At 66.9% G+C, this 14895-nt stretch carries 18 protein-coding genes and 3 tRNA genes; 16 read left to right on the top strand and 5 right to left on the bottom strand.

Annotation, left to right across the window (positions count from 1 at the left end; all coding sequences use genetic code 11):
• Nucleotides 1-7 precede the first annotated feature (7 nt).
• Together AC1DEM_RS09525 and AC1DEM_RS09520 are read right to left on the bottom strand one after the other, a co-directional pair.
• Complete coding sequence (locus tag AC1DEM_RS09525) at nucleotides 8-988, bottom strand: DMT family transporter (RefSeq protein WP_476884128.1); 981 nt, start codon at nucleotides 986-988, stop codon at nucleotides 8-10.
• A gap of 86 nt (nucleotides 989-1074) precedes the next feature.
• Entirely contained in the window at nucleotides 1075-1956 is an 882-nt protein-coding gene (locus AC1DEM_RS09520) for an ArgP/LysG family DNA-binding transcriptional regulator (RefSeq protein ID WP_476884127.1), read from the bottom strand.
• Nucleotides 1957-2024: 68 nt separating this feature from the next.
• Between AC1DEM_RS09520 and AC1DEM_RS09515 the strand changes: the two genes are divergently transcribed.
• Both AC1DEM_RS09515 and AC1DEM_RS09510 read left to right on the top strand, forming a co-directional pair.
• Nucleotides 2025-2627 carry a LysE/ArgO family amino acid transporter gene (locus tag AC1DEM_RS09515; RefSeq protein WP_476884126.1) on the top strand — a complete coding sequence of 201 codons (603 nt, stop codon included), beginning with the start codon at nucleotides 2025-2027 and terminating at the stop codon, nucleotides 2625-2627.
• Nucleotides 2628-2748: 121 nt separating this feature from the next.
• Complete coding sequence (locus AC1DEM_RS09510; protein WP_476884125.1) at nucleotides 2749-3300, top strand: methyltransferase family protein; 552 nt, start codon at nucleotides 2749-2751, stop codon at nucleotides 3298-3300.
• Nucleotides 3301-3322: 22 nt separating this feature from the next.
• On the opposite strand, the gene AC1DEM_RS09505 is transcribed toward AC1DEM_RS09510, so the two are convergent.
• Complete coding sequence (locus AC1DEM_RS09505) at nucleotides 3323-4342, bottom strand: PHP domain-containing protein (RefSeq protein ID WP_476884124.1); 1020 nt, start codon at nucleotides 4340-4342, stop codon at nucleotides 3323-3325.
• A gap of 177 nt (nucleotides 4343-4519) precedes the next feature.
• Here AC1DEM_RS09505 and AC1DEM_RS09500 point away from each other — a divergent pair.
• From AC1DEM_RS09500 to AC1DEM_RS09435, 14 genes are all read left to right on the top strand, one after another.
• Nucleotides 4520-4592 (top strand) — tRNA-Glu (locus AC1DEM_RS09500).
• Between the two features lie 114 nt (nucleotides 4593-4706).
• Nucleotides 4707-4780: transfer RNA gene (locus AC1DEM_RS09495), tRNA-Asp, on the top strand.
• Nucleotides 4781-4828: 48 nt separating this feature from the next.
• Nucleotides 4829-4904, top strand: a tRNA-Phe gene (locus AC1DEM_RS09490).
• A 271-nt stretch (nucleotides 4905-5175) separates the two neighbouring features.
• A complete protein-coding gene (locus AC1DEM_RS09485; protein ID WP_476884123.1) occupies nucleotides 5176-5634 on the top strand; it encodes a hypothetical protein in 459 nt (152 codons plus the stop codon).
• A gap of 217 nt (nucleotides 5635-5851) precedes the next feature.
• Entirely contained in the window at nucleotides 5852-6388 is a 537-nt protein-coding gene (locus tag AC1DEM_RS09480; RefSeq protein WP_476884122.1) for an Asp23/Gls24 family envelope stress response protein, read from the top strand.
• Complete coding sequence (locus AC1DEM_RS09475; RefSeq protein ID WP_056427875.1) at nucleotides 6385-6576, top strand: hypothetical protein; 192 nt, start codon at nucleotides 6385-6387, stop codon at nucleotides 6574-6576. Before AC1DEM_RS09480 ends, AC1DEM_RS09475 begins: the two co-directional genes overlap by 4 nt.
• Nucleotides 6573-6956, top strand: coding sequence for a hypothetical protein (locus tag AC1DEM_RS09470; protein WP_476884121.1), 384 nt, complete (start codon nucleotides 6573-6575; stop codon nucleotides 6954-6956). Before AC1DEM_RS09475 ends, AC1DEM_RS09470 begins: the two co-directional genes overlap by 4 nt.
• Nucleotides 6953-7612 (top strand): hypothetical protein, encoded by a 660-nt coding sequence (locus tag AC1DEM_RS09465; RefSeq protein WP_476884120.1) that lies wholly within the window; start codon nucleotides 6953-6955, stop codon nucleotides 7610-7612. Before AC1DEM_RS09470 ends, AC1DEM_RS09465 begins: the two co-directional genes overlap by 4 nt.
• On the top strand, nucleotides 7609-8220 hold the full coding sequence (locus tag AC1DEM_RS09460) for a hypothetical protein (RefSeq protein WP_476884119.1): 612 nt from the start codon (nucleotides 7609-7611) through the stop codon (nucleotides 8218-8220). The genes AC1DEM_RS09465 and AC1DEM_RS09460 overlap by 4 nt, the downstream gene beginning before the upstream one ends.
• Nucleotides 8221-8367: 147 nt before the next feature.
• Nucleotides 8368-9651 (top strand): ABC transporter substrate-binding protein, encoded by a 1284-nt coding sequence (locus AC1DEM_RS09455; protein WP_476884118.1) that lies wholly within the window; start codon nucleotides 8368-8370, stop codon nucleotides 9649-9651.
• Between the two features lie 7 nt (nucleotides 9652-9658).
• Entirely contained in the window at nucleotides 9659-10696 is a 1038-nt protein-coding gene (locus AC1DEM_RS09450) for a carbohydrate ABC transporter permease (RefSeq protein ID WP_476884117.1), read from the top strand.
• Nucleotides 10693-11592, top strand: coding sequence for a carbohydrate ABC transporter permease (locus AC1DEM_RS09445; protein WP_476884116.1), 900 nt, complete (start codon nucleotides 10693-10695; stop codon nucleotides 11590-11592). The genes AC1DEM_RS09450 and AC1DEM_RS09445 overlap by 4 nt, the downstream gene beginning before the upstream one ends.
• Nucleotides 11593-11618: 26 nt before the next feature.
• On the top strand, nucleotides 11619-11873 hold the full coding sequence (locus AC1DEM_RS09440; protein WP_476884115.1) for a hypothetical protein: 255 nt from the start codon (nucleotides 11619-11621) through the stop codon (nucleotides 11871-11873).
• A gap of 102 nt (nucleotides 11874-11975) precedes the next feature.
• Nucleotides 11976-13043 carry a LacI family DNA-binding transcriptional regulator gene (locus AC1DEM_RS09435; RefSeq protein ID WP_476884114.1) on the top strand — a complete coding sequence of 356 codons (1068 nt, stop codon included), beginning with the start codon at nucleotides 11976-11978 and terminating at the stop codon, nucleotides 13041-13043.
• 57 nt (nucleotides 13044-13100) lie between these two features.
• Here the strand turns inward: AC1DEM_RS09435 and AC1DEM_RS09430 are convergent, their stop codons facing one another.
• Complete coding sequence (locus tag AC1DEM_RS09430) at nucleotides 13101-14012, bottom strand: DUF8083 family protein (RefSeq protein ID WP_476884113.1); 912 nt, start codon at nucleotides 14010-14012, stop codon at nucleotides 13101-13103.
• Between the two features lie 30 nt (nucleotides 14013-14042).
• Nucleotides 14043-14849 carry an exodeoxyribonuclease III gene (locus tag AC1DEM_RS09425; RefSeq protein WP_476884112.1) on the bottom strand — a complete coding sequence of 269 codons (807 nt, stop codon included), beginning with the start codon at nucleotides 14847-14849 and terminating at the stop codon, nucleotides 14043-14045.
• Nucleotides 14850-14895: the final 46 nt, after the last annotated feature.

Below are 14895 nucleotides of genomic sequence, written 5' to 3'. Positions count from 1 at the left end.
GAAAACTCTAGCGGGACCGGCGCCGGGTCAGCCCCACGCCCACGAGGCAGATCACGCCGCCCACAAGGCCCCAGATGGTCGGAATCTCGCCCAGGACCAGCCAGGAGATCAAGATTGTGGTGCCCGGGACCAGGTAGGTGGTGGCGGCGAGGCGCCCCGCGTCAATGAGGGAGAGCGCATAGGCCCACGTGGTGAACGCGATCGCCGTGGGGAAAATGCCCAGATAGACCAGGCCCAGCGTGGCCGGCAGGGGAGCGGCCTGCAGCTCGGTGATCAACTGGCCGCTGAAGGGCAGGCAGCAGATGGCGCCCACCATGATGCCGAACCATGTCGCCTGGGCGGCAGGGAACTTGCGGAGCACCGGCTTTTGGACGATCACGCTCACGGCGGCCAGCGCGGCCGCGAGCAGGCAGAGCAGCACACCGGCCACGTCCGCCGTCGAGCGCTGGCCGGAACCCAGCGCAATGACGGCCACTCCGCCGAAGGCGATCAGGCTGCCGATGATCAGCCAACGCGGGAAGCCCTCTTTCAGGATCACTCCGGCCATCACGGCGACAAGGATGGGGTTGACGTTGATCAGCAGGGCTGCGGTGCCGGCGTCGAGCATGTGCTCGGCTGCGTTGAGGGCCAAGTTGTAGCCGCCGAACCACATGACGCCGTACGCCAAGATGGGCCACCATTCGCGGCCCCGGGGCAGCCCCTTGAGTTTCGGCACCACCAGCAGGCCCAGCACGACGGCGGCGACCGCCAGGCGGCCCAGCGTCAGGGAGCCGGGGGAGAAGCTCGGGCCCACGGCCCGGATCCCCACGAATGCCGAGGCCCACAGGACCACGGTGACGACGACGGCGGCGATGCCGAGCCGGCTGATCGGGGCCGGCTGTCGGGAAGAGGCGGGCGCGGGTTGCGGGGCGGGTGCGGGGGCGGCGAGCGGAGACCCTTCGTGGGGGCCTGCGGACGGAGTGGGGCCGGATGCGGCGGTTGTTGCCATGTTGCCAATCTAGTCGCTCCCGTGCCGTCAGTACTGGCGGAAATCGGTCGCGTCTAGTCGAGATCCTGCCAACATGCCGGACGGCCTCAGCGGAGGACCCGCGCCGCCGCCCGGACAGCGTCCGCGACGTCGGCCAGCGCCGCCGAGCCGCGCCGCCACTGCTGCCAATAGAGGGCGACGTCCACGTGCGCGCCGGCAGAAAGCGTCTCGAGCCTCCCACTCTCCAGGTCTTCTCCGATTTCGATCTCGGCCATCATGCCCCAGCCCATGCCCCAGCGGATGGCATCGCCAAACTCCTGAGCGGCCGGCACATAGTGGCGCGGCGGCTGAAGGGGTGCGCGGCCGACACGGCGCAGCCAGCGGTCCTGCAGATCGTCCTTGCGGTCAAAGACCACGACGGGAGCCGCGGCCAGCGTAGCGGCGCTCACCCCGGCCCCAAACCAGCGGCGGGTGAAGTCCGGAGCGCACACCGGAAAATAGCGCATGATGCCCAGCTTGCTGGACGAGCAGCCGGGCACGGGCTTGGCTGTCTCGGTGATGGCGGCAGCAGCGGCGCCGGCACGCAGCAGGTCCAACGAGTGCTCCTGGTCCTCGCGCAGGATCTCCAGCTGGACGTTGTCACTGGCCGCGGCGAGCCCGGCCAACGCCCAGGTGTGCAGTGAGTCGCTGTTGATCACCAGGGTCAGTCGCGTTCCGCCGCGGGGTTGCTCCGGCTGCAGTTCCTGGGCCAGGTCCGCGGAGAGCAATTCCAGCTGCCGGGCGAACCGCACCACGGCCTCGCCGGACTCCGTGAGCCCGGGCGGCCGCGCGCGGGTCAGGACGGGCCGGCCAACGGCGGCCTCGAGGGCCCGGACACGCTGGCTGACGGCCGAGGGCGTCACGGACAGGTGGGCGGCTGCGGCGTCGAAGCTCCCGTGTGTGAGGATTGCTGCCAGCGTCCGGGCCTGCTCGGGGGAAATATCCATCATTAGCTCATCTTATGTATCAGCAGGAACTTTAACTGGTTTCATCTTCGGCAGGCCCCTACCGTGGACTGGTGATCCTTCCCCTGTTTTCCGGCCTCTCCGCCGGCCTGTCCCTCATTGTTGCCATTGGCGCGCAGAACGCTTTTGTGCTCCGCCAGGGCATCCAGCGCTCCCACGTCGTCATGGTGGTGGCAGTCTGCGCAGTTTCAGACCTTGTGCTGATTCTGCTGGGCGTCGCGGGCATCGGTGGCCTCCTGGACAAGGCGCCCGCTGCCCTCGTGGTGATCCGGTGGGTCGGGGCTGCGTTCCTCCTCGTTTACGGAGCGCTCGCGGCCTGGCGCGCGGTCCGGGGGGAGCAACTAGAGAATCCCGGCGACAAGCCGGCCGGCGGCCGGGCTGCCGTGCTGGGCACCTGCCTGGCCTTCACCTGGCTGAACCCGCACGTCTATTTGGACACGGTGTTGCTGCTCGGGTCCCTCGCCGCCGCCCAGGGCGAAACCGGCCGCTGGTGGTTCGCCGCCGGGGCAGGCCTGGGAAGCATTGCCTGGTTCACAGCCCTCGGGGCGGGGGCGCGATTCCTGACGTCCCTGTTCCAGCGGCGGGCGGCCTGGCGGGTGCTCGACGCCGGAATCGCCGTCGTGATGGTCACCCTTGCCGGGCTGCTGCTCACCTGAGCCGCTGCCTACTGTTCCGCCGACGCAGTGCTTAGGGATAGCCCAAGCTAATCCGGGGCTCCCCAGGTCACGGGCCGGTAGGCCCTTGCCCGCGCACTGTGGTGGGGTGACGATTGCCGGTATGACCTCACCCTCAGCGTCAGCCCGCGAAAGAAAGCGTGCAGCCATCGGTACAGCCGCCTTCGCGGTTGCCCCCGCAACGGCCGCCGGTGTGGTGCCGTGGCTGCTGACCCGCTGGGAAGTGGCTTCCCCGGTCCCGGGCGGCGTGCCTGCGCAGATCACCGGCGCCCTGCTGATCGGCGCGGGCGCCGCTGTGATCGCGAACTCGTTTGTGCATTTCGCCGTTGAGGGCATCGGGACTCCCGCGCCCTTCGCCCCGCCCAAGAAGCTGGTGGTTGGTGGGCTCTACCGGTACGTACGGAACCCGATGTATGTGTCCATTGCGGCGGCTGTTGCCGGGCAGGGGCTCCTGCTTGGCCAGCCGAAGCTCTTTGTGGCCCTGGGCATCGGCGCCGTCCCGGTAGTCGCGTTCGTCCGGCTGTACGAGGAGCCGGCACTGACCCGGAAGTTCGGCGCGGCCTACGAGGAGTACCGCCATAACGTCCCGCGCTGGCTGCCCAGGCTCACGCCGTGGCGGCCCGAGGGACCGGAGCCGCCCCGGGACGAACGCTAGGGCGCGGGCCTGGGGAAGGCCGCTACTTTCCGCGCCCGGCCCACTCCAGCAGCCGATCCAAGGGCCAGGTGGTGACGATCCGCTCGGCGGGCACACCGTTCGCGGCCGCGCGCTCGGCGCCGAACTGCAGGAAATCCAGCTGGCCCGGCGCATGGGCGTCACTGTCGATGCTGAACAGGCAGCCGGCGTCGAGGGCCAGCCGGATCAAGTCGTCCGGCGGATCCTGCCGTTCGGGACGGGAATTGATCTCGACAGCCACGTTCTTCTCGGCGCACGCCGCGAACACCCGCCCGGCGTCGAACTCGGACTGCGGCCGGGTTCCCCTGGAGCCCTGCAGCAGCCGGCCGGTGCAGTGGCCGAGGACGTTCATCTGCGGATCATTGATGGCGCCCAGCATCCTGTCGGTCATGGTGCGCCGGTCGGAACGGAGCTTCGAGTGGACGCTCGCCACCACGATGTCCAGTTGCTCCAGCATGTCCGGGGACTGGTCCAGGTTGCCGTCCTCCAGGATGTCCACCTCGATCCCGGTCAGGAGGCGGAAGTCCCCGCCGTCGCCGTTGATCTCTGCAACAACGGCCAGCTGTTCCCGAAGGCGCTCGGCGCTCAGGCCGTTGGCGATCGTGAGGTTGGGGGAGTGGTCCGTCAGGGCGAGATAGTCCCGGCCCAGCGTCCGGGCGGCGTCAGCCATGAGTCCGATCGGGGACCCGCCGTCGGACCAGTCGCTGTGGCTGTGCAGGTCCCCGCGGAGGGCGGAGCGCAGTTCGGCGCCGCCGGTCGCGAGGGGCTGCTGCCCGCGCTGGCGCAGGCCCTCAAGGTAGTCGGGGACGCCGCCGTCGACCGCCTGCCTGATGACTTCGAAGGTTCTGTCCCCGATCCCCTTCATGCTTTTCAGCCTGCCGTTGCGTGCCCGCGCCGCGACCTCGTCCGGGTCCAGGGCGCCGATAATCCCGGCCGCCTTGCGGAACGCCTGGATCTTGAAGGTGGGGGCGAGCTCCCGTTCCAGCCAGAACGCAATCTCATTGAGGGCATCAACGGCATCCATCCGTCCATCTTGCACCCACCTCGCACCCATCCTGCATGGGTGCGAGTCAGATTTTGGATAATCCGGGGGTCTGCCCTTATAGTTTTATAGTCCAGTTCGGAGGAACCCGAAAGGACAAAAACGACAGGCTTCGGCCCTTAATTTTTGCCCAGAAATGTTCAACCGAATGGCGTCCTGGCCCCCATCGTCTAGCGGCCTAGGACACCGCCCTTTCACGGCGGCGGCACGGGTTCGAATCCCGTTGGGGGTACGCAGGGAACTGGTCAAGCCGGATGGAAAAGTCTGGTAGGCTAAAGGCCTTGAAAATTTGCGGTAGCGATACCGCAGACAGCAAGAAGCACGCAACACAAGCAGTAAATAGCAAGGCCCTGTAGCGCAGTTGGTTAGCGCGCCGCCCTGTCACGGCGGAGGTCGCGGGTTCAAGTCCCGTCAGGGTCGCTCTGATTGCCGGAAGAGATTTCGGCTCTCAAGGTGACATGTCACCTAGGCTCTGTAGCTCAGTTGGTAGAGCGTTCGACTGAAAATCGAAAGGTCACCGGATCGACGCCGGTCGGAGCCACCACTGGGAAGCATCAGTTCATTGAGAACTGGTGCTTTTCTTCTTTAACACCATCGACTGCTCCGCAGGTGCCCTTCTGAGGGGTCAAAAGGGCACTTACGGAGCAATCGACGGGTAGGCCGGGACTGCGTCGATGGGCGGGCGACGGCGGCGGCCGGTTGGGGGCCGGACCGGTGGCCGGGCTAGACTCGCACGCTGGGGAAAGAACACCAAGGCCGCCGGCAGTCCGGTCCGGGCAGGCGGCGCAATCTCAACCGAAAAGTGATTCTGCAACGTGATTTCGAAGAATATCGCCCGTCCTCTCACCGCCGCCGCGTTCCTCGCCGCCCTCGCCCTCACCGGTTGCTCGGCACCCCAGGCTGGCAGTGCGCCGTCGTCCGCCGCGGCCTCGCCAGCTGCTTCCGCCTCCGCCACGCCGAGCCCCAGCGCTTCGTCCGGACCCTTTGGCAGCTTCTCCAGCGCCGCCGAGGCCTGCACCAAGATCACCGAGCAGGCCACCGGCGCCACGCTCCTGCCCCTGTCGGCCGCCCAAGGCAAGACCGCGCAGCTGGAACAGTTCAAAGCAGACCTGGCCGAGACCGCCGAGCGAGTCCCGGACAGTCTCAAGGCCGACTTCGCTAACCTCAAGGAGGTGGCCGTCGCGGGCGTCACCGACCAGACTGTCTTCTCCAGCGGCAAGCTGCAGGCGGCCATGGCGCCCGTAACAACCTGGATCGCCGCCAACTGCAAATAGAGAAGTTGGACCGGGCCATCGCCCGCACTGGCTCCCGGTTGATGTCGCGCCGCTGACGGGTGGACGCCAGTCCCTGCTCCGGACGCCTGCTCCCTGATGCACTGGCCCGTTCCCACGGCCCCCACCTGCGGCGGCGGTGGGAACGGGCGCCGCAAGATTCCCCCGCGCGGCCCGAGGCAGGGACTAGGGTGGTGTCAAAGAGAAGGGGGAGTGCTTTATGGAATACCAGAATTCTCAGCCCGTCGCCGGACCTGCGGCTAGTCCTGCGGCTGGTCCTACGGCTGGTCTGCCCGTCGCCGGCCAGCACATTGCCAATCATGCGGCCGGGCTGCCCGGTGACGGCCTGTCCGTGCCGGCCGGCACCGGCCGCACGGTCATATCGGAAGCCGCCGTCGCCAAGGTCGCGGGCATCGCCGCCCGATCCGTACCCGGTGTCTACTCGTTGGGATCAGCGCCGTCACGTGCCCTCGGGGCCATCCGCGACGCCGTCGGCAGCGCCGATCACGCGGCGGGCGTCCGCGTCGAGGTCGGCGAAACTCAGGTCGCCGTGGATATCGACCTCGTAGCGGTGTACGGCACCCCCCTGCATCCCCTCGCGGACCAGATCCGCGCTGCCGTCTACTCCGCCGTCGAGGAACTGGTGGGGCTCGAGGTGATCGAGGTAAATATCGAGATCAATGACGTTTATGTGCCCGGCCCGGCCAAACCCGCCGCGTCCGTCGAGGCCCGGCCGGTCAGGGAGGCAATCCAATGAGTCTGACGGTAGTGGGAATCGCTATGGGGGCCTTCGTGGCTTTCATGTCCTTCCAGTTCGGCGTCTGGGGCTTCCTCGGTGCGTTGCTCTTCATGGGCATCGGCGCCCTCTTGGGCCGCGCCGCAGAGGGGAAGCTGGACCTGCGCAGCGTGTTGGACGCCCTCACGGGCCGGCGTTCCTCCTCATGAACATGACGGCTGAAACGCCGATCCGCCGCACCGCGCTGGCCGGGCACAACCGCATCAGCACCCAGGCCCTGACGAGCGTGGCCCGGGCGGCCGCGGGTGAGGCCCTCGGCGTGCCGGCGCACGACGTGCGGGCCGAGTGGTCGGACGATGACGGGCTGCTCGCGCTCTCGCTGGTCATGCCGGTCGCGGTCCCGAACCTCACGATGGTCCTGCGGGATCCCGGCCGCCTCGCTGCCTTTGGCGGTTCCATCTGGGACCGGGCCGTCGCCGCCAAAGCCCAGATCTTGCGCCGCGTGACCGAGCTGACCGGGGCGCAGCTGAGCCGCGTGGACATCCGCATCAGCGGGGCCACCGTGCGCGGGGGAGGTCGGGTGCGTTGAGCCAGGATACCCAGAACGCCGGTCTCGGTTCCGGCGCGCACGACGCCGACGCGGCGCCCGGGAGCGGGCCGCTAGGTTCAGGTGCCGCGGGCATGGACCGTATTTTGAAACGGGAGACGCACTCATCGCGGGCTGTCGTCTCCGTGATCGCGGCCGCCCTGGTGATGGCGGTGTGCGGTTATGCGCTGCTCGAGACCGCTGTCCGGGCGACCGGGCAGCCGCCGTGGCTCGTGGATCCGCAGACCGCGGCCGAGCGCGTGGTCGCGCTGCCGGCCGGAATAGGGCCGCTGCTGCTCGTCGTCACCGGCGCCGTGATCGCCATGGTCGGATTGTTTTTCTTCCTCAACGCCGTGCTGCCCGGGCGGCGGGCGCGCCACCTGCTTCCGGACCGCCGGGCCGCCGTCGTGGTGGACGATGAGGTGATTGCCGCGGCCCTGGCGCGCCGGGCCCGGCTGGCCGCAAACGTGGCTCAGGAGCAAGTGATGGTGGTCGTGTCGCGGAACCGGGTCATGGTCAACGTCCGGCCGACCTCCGGCGTGCCGCTGCGCCCGGACGCCGTCCTTGACGCCGTTCGGCGTGAGCTGCAGGACATGGGCCCGTGGCCGATGCCGGAAGTGCGGATCCAGGTGTCCACGGCAGGGGTGGTGGGCGCATGAACAACACTCCCCGGGTCCTGAACCGCATCCTGATCGGCATCCTTGGCATCACGCTTCTCGCCATTGGCGTCCTCTTGGTGCTGCTGGCGACCGTCCCCGCCGTCGGCGTGTGGTGGCATGAGTGGGCTGGGGGCGTCCTGAACTTCTGGCTCGATTTGTTCGAACGGACGCAGTTCCCGCGCCGCCAGGGTAGCTGGCTGTGGCTTGTCATCTGTTTTGTCCTGGTGGTGGTGCTTGGCCTGATGGTGGCCTGGATTGCCCAGCAGGGCAAGGGCCGGACCAGCCTGCTCGTGGCAGAGGAGGACCCGGGCGACGCGCCCGGCAATGTCGGAATCGGCCACGGCGTGGCGGAGCAGACGCTCCGTGCGGCCCTCGCGGATCGGCCCGACCTCGCCGGCGTCACGGTAGCCGCCTACGAAATCAAAGGGGAGCCGTCCCTCAGGATTCGGGTGGAGCCCCGCCAGGGCGTCGCCCCGCATGCGCTGGCCGCCGAGATCTCTTCCCTAGTCGAAGCGCTCGACGAGGTGATCGGCAAGCGCACCCCGGTCCTGGTCCACATCGGATCCGGGGCGCGGTCGCGGTTTGGCCGGGCCGAGCGGGTCCGCTGAGGCGTCTGCCCTCCGGGCCGCGGAATCTCCTTTGCATAAAGGTTTGATGTAAACGCTTGCATCAGCAGGGTCTGTTGATTACTGTGATGGTCGGCACACCATCAGTACGGCCGTTTTTCACCGGTACTCAGCGAGGAGCACTCCAGTATGAAAACCCGCAATTTCCTACTTCCCGTCGCCACGGCAGGCATTTTGGCTATCACCCTTTCGGCGTGTGGCGGCGGAGGTGGCGGCACTACCAGCGGCAGCGACGCCGCCTCGCAGGGCCTGGACGGCCGCGGCCCCATCACTTACGTTCAGGGCAAGGACAACAGCAACGTGGTCCGCCCGCTGATCGACAAGTGGAACGCGGCCCACCCGAACGAGAAGGTCACCTTCAAGGAGCAGACCGATCAGGCCGACCAGCAGCACGACGACCTCGTCCAGCACTTCCAGGCCAAGGACCCCGGCTACGATGTTGCAAGCGTCGACGTCGTCTGGACCGCGGAATTCGCTGCGAAGGGCTGGCTGCAGCCGCTCAAGGACAAGATGGCGCTGGATACCTCTGCCTTGCTGAAGCCGACCGTCGACGCCGCCTCCTACAAGGGCACGCTGTACGCGGCGCCGGAATCATCTGACGGCGGCATCCTTTACTACCGCAAGGATCTGGTCCCCACGCCCCCGAAGACCTGGGACGAGATGATGGGCATGTGCTCCATCGCCAAGACCAACAACATCGGCTGCTACTCGGGGCAGTTCAAGAAATATGAGGGGCTGACCGTCAACGCCTCGGAGGCAATCAACTCCGCAGGCGGAGCCGTGCTCGATTCAAATGGCAAGCCCAGCCTGCTCACCACTGAGGCAAAGGCAGGCATGGCGAACCTGGTCAAGGCCTACGCCGACGGCCAGATCCCCAAGGAAGCCATCACGTTCCAGGAAGAGGAAAGCCGCCAGGCGTTCCAGGACGGGAAGCTGCTGTTCCTGCGCAACTGGCCCTACGTCTACAACCTGGCCACCACCGAAGGATCCTCGAAGGTCAAGAGCGTCCTGGGCATGGCCGCCCTTCCGGGCAAGACCGGACCGGGTGCATCGTCGCTCGGCGGCCACAGCGCCGGCGTCAGCGTGTACTCGAAGTACAAGGCCACGGCCCTGGACTTCCTGAAGTTCCTCACCTCGGCAGAGACCCAGAAGTTCTTCGCCACGCAGGGTTCGCTCGCCCCGGTGATCGGCACGCTCTACGACGACAAGGAACTCGTCGCCAAGCTGCCGTACCTCCCGGTCCTGAAGACCTCGATCGAGAACGCCGTGCCGCGCCCGGTTACCCCGTTCTACCCGGCCGTCACCAAGGCCATCCAGGAAAACGCGTACTCGGCCATCAAGGGCGAGAAGACCGTAGACGCAGCACTGTCTGACATGCAGAAGTCCATCGAATCCGCTAGCGCGGGACAGTAGGTCCATCATGGCAACTGAAGTAGGCCCGACGTCGGTCAAGGCACCGGCGTCGGGCGGGGCCCCGATCCACCACGCACCCAAGGGTGTTGGAGAGGACAACCGCATCGCGACGCAGGGGCGCTGGGCAGCCTGGCTCCTGGCGCCGACTATTCTCGCATTGTCGGTCGTGATCGTTTACCCGATCATCACCGCCATTGTGATGTCATTTCAAAAGGATGCCGGTCTGGACCCCGCCACGGGTCTCTTCGTAGAGGGTGGCCCGGCCGGCTTCTCGAACTACGTCAACTGGATTTTCCAGCAGTGCCCGGCTCCGTCCGGCGGAACCGTTGACTGCCCGCCGGGTACCCTCGGTGCGCAGTTCTGGTCTGCCACTGGCACCACCTTCTTCTTCACCATCGTCACGGTGGGACTGGAGACGGTGCTCGGCTTCTGGATGGCAGTCATCATGGCGCGGGCCTTTGCGGGCCGGAGCCTGGTCCGCGCAGCTGTCCTGGTGCCGTGGGCCATCCCCACCGCCGTGACGGCCAAGCTGTGGCTGTTCATCTTCGCCTTCGAAGGCATCGGCAACAAGCTCTTCAACACCACCATCCTGTGGACCGGCAGCGAGTGGCCGGCGAGATGGGCCGTGATCATCGCGGACGTCTGGAAGACCACGCCGTTCATGGCGCTGTTGATTCTTGCCGGCCTGCAGATGATTCCCGCGGAAGTGTACGAGGCAGCCAAGGTTGACGGTGCCTCGGCCTGGCAGCGGTTCCGGATGATCACCCTCCCGCTGGTGAAGCCGGCGCTCATGGTGGCCATCTTGTTCCGCACCCTGGACGCACTGCGCATGTTCGACCTCCCGTACATCCTGACGGGTGGAGCGAACAACACCACAACGCTCTCCATCCTGGTAATTAACCAGATCAGGCAGGGCTTCAACGCGGCGGCGGCTTTGTCCACCATCACGTTCATCATCATCTTTCTGGTGGCTTTCATCTTCGTACGCTTCCTCGGAGCGAACGTGGTGGAGCAGCAGACCGGCGCAGGTAAGGGGAAGAAATGACCGCCGCGACGAGCGCCGCAACCGAGCTGCGCGCAGAGCAGGACCGGGGACGGAAGGTCGCGCAGAACCGCGAGAAGTGGGCCCAGGGCCGCACGTACATCAGTGCGGTTGTGATCCTCTTCTGGTGCCTGGCTCCGGCCTACTGGATGGTGGTGACGGCGTTCCGCGACGTCGGTTACACGTACGACACCTCGATCCTGCCGACCCACGTGACGCTGGACAACTTCAAAACGGCGTTCGACACGTCCTTCGGCAACCACTTTGGCCAGGCACTGCTCAACAGCCTGTTCATCGGTACCGTCGTCACCATTGTTTCGCTGGTGATCGGCGTTTTCGCCGCCTACGCCCTGGCCCGCCTGAACTTCAAGTTCAAGTACCTCGTCCTGGGCTTCATCCTGGGGGCTTCCATGTTCCCGGGCGTCGCCCTCATCACTCCGCTGTTCCAGCTCTTTACGAACATCGGCTGGATGGGTACCTACCAGGCCCTGATCATCCCGAACATCTCGTTCGTGCTGCCGCTGACGGTCTACACCATGACCTCCTTCTTCCGGGAGATGCCGTGGGAGCTCGAGGAATCGGCTCGGGTGGACGGCTGTACGCAGGGACAGGCGTTCCGGAAGGTCATCATGCCGCTGGCCGCGCCGGCCATCTTCACCACGGCCATCCTGGCGTTCATTTCCTCGTGGAATGAATTCCTGATCGCCAGCCAGCTCTCGTCCGACGCAACGCAGCCGGTCACCGTGGCCATTGCCAGCTTCGCCGGTGCGCAGCCCAACCAGATCCCGTACACCGCGATCATGGCGGCGGGAACCATCGTGACCATTCCCTTGGTCATCCTGGTGCTTGTATTCCAGCGCAAGATCGTCGCGGGCCTCACCGCCGGCGCGGTCAAGTGAGGATGGCGTCCAGTGAGGGTTCTTTCATGACTGACGATCAGAATCTGGGCCACGTGCCGGCAACGCGTCGAAAGGTGCGCTCCGGTGAGGACTTCGACATCATCATCGGGTTCCTCGGCTTCTGGGCCGCCGTGCTGCTGGTGGTCACCGTCTGGATGGAAGTGACCGCCCAGCCGGCCCTCTTCTGGGCGCTGGGACTGCTGGCCATGCTGCTGGCCATCTACGGGATGATCCGGCTGCGCCGGCGTCTGCCCGGACGCACGGCCAGCCGGCGCCGCTAGGCAGCCAGGGGCCAGGACTATTCATCTGCCGCGGGGGAGGCAGGCGCAGCACGTCTGCGGGCAGCCGACAGGCTTCCGCGGACCGTCAACAAGGGGACAAAGGTGGCACGGACAGAAAGGGCGCAGCGCGGCGGCCACTCCGGCGTCAGCATTGAGGATGTTGCCGCCGCTGCCGGCGTATCCACGGCCACCGTATCCCGGGCAGTCCGCGGACTGCCCCGCGTTTCCCCGGCGACGCGGGAGAAGATCCTCGGTATTGCCGAATCCTTGGGCTACGTCGCCTCGTCCTCGGCGTCCGGCCTGGCGACGGGCCGGACCAAAACCATCGGAGTGCTGGCCCCGTTCGTCAGCCGCTGGTTCTTCTCCAAGGCCATCGAGGGGGCGGACCGGGAACTGCACTCCCGCCAGTACAACCTGTCCCTCTTCAACCTCGGCGGCCACGGCAGCAACCGTGAGCGGCTATTCAGCAAGACCATGGTCTATAAGCAGATAGACGCCTTGCTGGTCCTCTGCATGGCGCTCACCCATGAGGAAATCGAGCATCTCCAGAAGATCGATATCCCGCTCGTGGTGGTGGGCGGCCATGTGGAGGAATGCCCCTACATTGGCATTGACGACTACGCCGCTGCCGCCACCGCGGTCCGCCACCTGATCGGGCTGGGCCACACCGACATCGCGCTCCTGCACGGTGACGACGAAACCGACCTCAACTTCGACGTCCCCCGGGTCCGGATCCAAGCTTTCCACGACATCATGCGCGAGGCCGGGCTGCCCGCCCGGGCCGAATGGGACGTGTGGGGGGACTTCACCGTCCGCAGCGGCCAGGAAGCGTTCCGGCGTCTCTGGGCCACCGACGGGCCCAAGCCCACAGCAATCTTCTGCGCCTCGGATGAGATGGCCATGGGCGTCATCTTCGAGGCCAACAAGGCCGGTGTCCGCGTCCCGGAGGATTTGTCGGTCATCGGCATCGACGACCACGACTTCGCCGAAGCCATGGGCCTCACCACGGTCGGGCAGCGGCCGGACCTGCAAGCCGAACTCGGCACCAAGATGCTGCTGGACGAGCTCGACGGAATTGCCGGGGCCGTGCAGTCCGCAGTGGCGCCGCACCGGCTGATTGTGCGGACAACGACGGCGCCGCCGGTACGGACGTCCGCGCGGCTCCGCTAGCGCGTTCGGCCGTGGCGGCCGTCCCGCAAGGACTGCAGGGTTGCGGTCCGGCCTGGCTTAGGAAGCGCGGGCCAGTTGGCGGATCGGCACCCAGCGCGAGGCCAGCCGGCGGTAGGCCGCGGCGGCGCCGGTCATGTCGCCCTCCGCCAGGCACTCGATGCCGAGGCGGACGTCCAGCGGCGAATCGTCCGGGTAGACCTTGTCTGCCACGCCGCCGTAATCGAGTTCCACTGCCGAATCCGGGTGGAACAGCTCAAGCCATTCCGTGAGCTGGGTCAGGTCCTCGAGCATGTCGAGATCGGGTGCGGCCAAGGCCAGGTGCGCCACCGCGTAGCTCACGCGCTCCAGTGCGTTGCCGATGCCGGCACGGATGCGGACCGTCACGATGTGCCCCTCGGATTCGACGACGTCGGTGGGATCCGATTCCTGGAAGAGGCAGAACCAGCTGAACGGGATTCCCCAGGTGGACGCCCGGGTGTGGACCCGGCTCAGGCCATCGTGGGCCCGCACCTCATCAATGCGTTCCTGGTGCTTGTCCCGCTGTTCTTCCGGGATCAGGAGCTGGGCCAGCGGCCCGTGGATGCCTTCCATCAGGGCATTGGCGGCCAACCCGGCGCGGAGGACCATCTGGCTGGGGCAGTACAGCAGCCGCTCGGCCTGCGGTGCGGCGGCGGTGCCGGGCTCGGCGGCGTCGTGCGCTGAGCCGGTGGGCGCCCGCCGTGCCGGGGCGGGGACAACGCGCACGAGGTCCGTCCGGCCGGTGGGAAACGGGTCCCCGTCGGACCGGGTGATGCGGCCCAGGGACGCCAGGAGCTCGGCGTTCTCCACGGCAGCGCGGGACGCCTGGCCGACGCCGGCGGCCCGCAGGGTTTCCTGCTGCTTCTCGGGGAACGCCTCGAGGGGCTCGTAGATCCGGAGCGCGGAAGAGAACGGCAGCCCGGCCTGTCCGTGGTAAATGTTCCCCGTCATAGGATCACGACGCTTCCTGGGCGGCAGCCATTAGTCCGCCAGTTCCGCAAGCACCGGGGCGTGGTCCGAGGCGCCCTTGCCCTTGCGCTCCTCGCGGTCGATCATCGCACCGGTGACCCGTGCCGCCAGGGCCGGGGAGGCAAGAATGAAGTCGATCCGCATTCCCTCTTTTTTCGGGAAGCGGAGCTGCGTGTAGTCCCAATAGGTGTAGACGCCAGGTCCCGGGGTGTGCGGGCGGACCACATCCTGGAACCCCGCCTCCTCAAAGGCGTGGAAGGCGGCCCGCTCAGGCTCGCTGACGTGGGTCATGGCGTTGGTGCGGAAGAAATCGATGTCCCAGACGTCGTCGTCCTGCGGCGCGATATTGAAGTCACCCATCAGCGCGATCTGCGCCTGGGGGTCCTCCTTGACCCAGGTGCCGGCTTGGGTTTTCAGGATGTCCAGCCAGTTGAGCTTGTACGGCATGTGCTCGTCATCGAGGGAGCGGCCGTTGGGGACGTAGAGGCTCCAGACCCGGACACCGCCGCAGGTGGCGCCGATGGCGCGGGCCTCCTGGACGGCGTCCTTGCCGTTCTTGCCGAATACCGGCTGGTCCAGGAAGGTGCGTTCGACGTTGTCGATTCCCACCCGGGAGGCGATCGCCACGCCGTTCCACTGGCTCAGGCCGAAGTGCGCCACCTCGTAGCCCATGCTCTCGAAAAGCTCCCAGGGGAAGTTCTCGTCCTTGCACTTGGTTTCCTGGATGGCCAGGACGTCACAGTCCGTGCGCTGGAGCCAGGCCTCCACACGGTCGGCGCGGGCACGGAGCGAGTTCACATTCCAGGTAGCTATCTTCACAGTCCCTAACTTACCGAACTTGGCCCCCGGACAAAGCGGCCGGCGG

The sequence above is a fragment of the Arthrobacter sp. 05T420 genome, from assembly GCF_056396305.1.
This window is presented reverse-complemented; position numbering and strand designations above follow the sequence as displayed.

Excerpts from the sequence above, each read along its gene's own strand:
- AC1DEM_RS09430 (WP_476884113.1), bottom strand. The coding sequence starts at position 14,012 with ATGACGGGGAACATTTACCACGGACAGGCCGGGCTGCCGTTCTCTTCC.
- AC1DEM_RS09510 (WP_476884125.1), top strand. The coding sequence starts at position 2,749 with ATGACCTCACCCTCAGCGTCAGCCCGCGAAAGAAAGCGTGCAGCCATC.
- AC1DEM_RS09505 (WP_476884124.1), bottom strand. The coding sequence starts at position 4,342 with ATGGATGCCGTTGATGCCCTCAATGAGATTGCGTTCTGGCTGGAACGG.
- AC1DEM_RS09445 (WP_476884116.1), top strand. The coding sequence starts at position 10,693 with ATGACCGCCGCGACGAGCGCCGCAACCGAGCTGCGCGCAGAGCAGGAC.
- AC1DEM_RS09525 (WP_476884128.1), bottom strand. The coding sequence starts at position 988 with ATGGCAACAACCGCCGCATCCGGCCCCACTCCGTCCGCAGGCCCCCAC.
- AC1DEM_RS09440 (WP_476884115.1), top strand. The coding sequence starts at position 11,619 with ATGACTGACGATCAGAATCTGGGCCACGTGCCGGCAACGCGTCGAAAG.
- AC1DEM_RS09480 (WP_476884122.1), top strand. The coding sequence starts at position 5,852 with ATGGAATACCAGAATTCTCAGCCCGTCGCCGGACCTGCGGCTAGTCCT.
- AC1DEM_RS09470 (WP_476884121.1), top strand. The coding sequence starts at position 6,573 with ATGAACATGACGGCTGAAACGCCGATCCGCCGCACCGCGCTGGCCGGG.
- AC1DEM_RS09460 (WP_476884119.1), top strand. The coding sequence starts at position 7,609 with ATGAACAACACTCCCCGGGTCCTGAACCGCATCCTGATCGGCATCCTT.
- AC1DEM_RS09520 (WP_476884127.1), bottom strand. The coding sequence starts at position 1,956 with ATGATGGATATTTCCCCCGAGCAGGCCCGGACGCTGGCAGCAATCCTC.
- AC1DEM_RS09450 (WP_476884117.1), top strand. The coding sequence starts at position 9,659 with ATGGCAACTGAAGTAGGCCCGACGTCGGTCAAGGCACCGGCGTCGGGC.
- AC1DEM_RS09475 (WP_056427875.1), top strand. The coding sequence starts at position 6,385 with ATGAGTCTGACGGTAGTGGGAATCGCTATGGGGGCCTTCGTGGCTTTC.
- AC1DEM_RS09455 (WP_476884118.1), top strand. The coding sequence starts at position 8,368 with ATGAAAACCCGCAATTTCCTACTTCCCGTCGCCACGGCAGGCATTTTG.